The following is a 289-nucleotide window of genomic DNA, read 5'->3' on the forward strand; positions in this document are numbered from 1 at the left end:
CACCGTCGCGTGTACGCACGCATGTGCGGTGCCGACGCTGATGCCGAAGCCGGCCGCCACCTGCTGCAGGGTGTCATTCCTCCGCAGGTACACCAACGCGGCCAGAGCCCGCTGTGAAGGCCGCAGCTTGCACCGCCGGCCACCCTCCCGGGTGAGGATGAGCATCGTGACCCACTCCACGAGTGCATGGGGGACATCGAGTACCGCACGAAAAGGAACCAACGAGGCCCCCGTGTTGTAAAGCTGCGGACGTCAGATATCCCGCTCAACAACCCGAGGGCCTCGCCCG

General features: G+C 66.1%; 1 protein-coding gene. It reads right to left on the bottom strand.

From position 1 onward, the window contains the following. A partial coding sequence (locus IF89_RS0136715) for a helix-turn-helix domain-containing protein (RefSeq protein WP_199820692.1) occupies window positions 1-222 on the bottom strand: 222 nt, incomplete at its 3' end. Between the last annotated feature and the right edge of the window lie 67 nt (window positions 223-289).

The organism is Streptomyces sp. NRRL F-2664 (assembly GCF_000719345.1).
Taxonomy (GTDB): Bacteria; Actinomycetota; Actinomycetes; order Streptomycetales; family Streptomycetaceae; genus Streptomyces.